Below are 406 nucleotides of genomic sequence, written 5' to 3'. Positions count from 1 at the left end.
CCTGCAGGCCCTGCGCGTTGAGATATGCCTCCCCGAAGTAGGCCGACAAATAGGTATACCCGAGCCCCGCCCCCCACTGCTGCGCCTGGCCGAAGGTGCCGCGCCAGCCCAGTTCCAGCCCGCGCCGGCGCACGCCGTTCACGTTCTGGTAGACCGTGCGGCCGGCGTTGTTCGATACCGGCACCACCTCGTCGTGGCTGTCGGCATCGAACAGCGCAGCCTCCACCTTCTGGCCGGCCGCCTGCCATTTCACGCCGATCTCGCCCTGCCGGCTGGTGGACGCCTGCAAGCCCAGGTTGGCGCCCACGCCGCCGGGGCCGTAGGCCACCTCGGTCAGCGTCGGGGTCTCGAAGCCCCGGCCCAGGTTGGCGTAGACATTGAGCGTGTCGTGGGCGTGCCAGACCAC

At 70.0% G+C, this 406-nt stretch carries 1 protein-coding gene; it reads right to left on the bottom strand.

The genetic code is table 11. The annotated features are described in order from the left end of the window. The coding region (locus AB4Z35_RS30880; RefSeq protein WP_442101283.1) for a TonB-dependent receptor domain-containing protein at positions 1–406 on the bottom strand (406 nt) is incomplete at both ends.

Origin of the sequence: Pseudomonas sp. KB_15, from assembly GCF_052114525.1 — a bacterium.
Taxonomy (GTDB): Bacteria; Pseudomonadota; Gammaproteobacteria; order Pseudomonadales; family Pseudomonadaceae; genus Aquipseudomonas.
The sequence above is the reverse complement of the archived record's forward strand: the minus strand, read 5'-3'. Positions and strand labels throughout refer to the sequence as shown.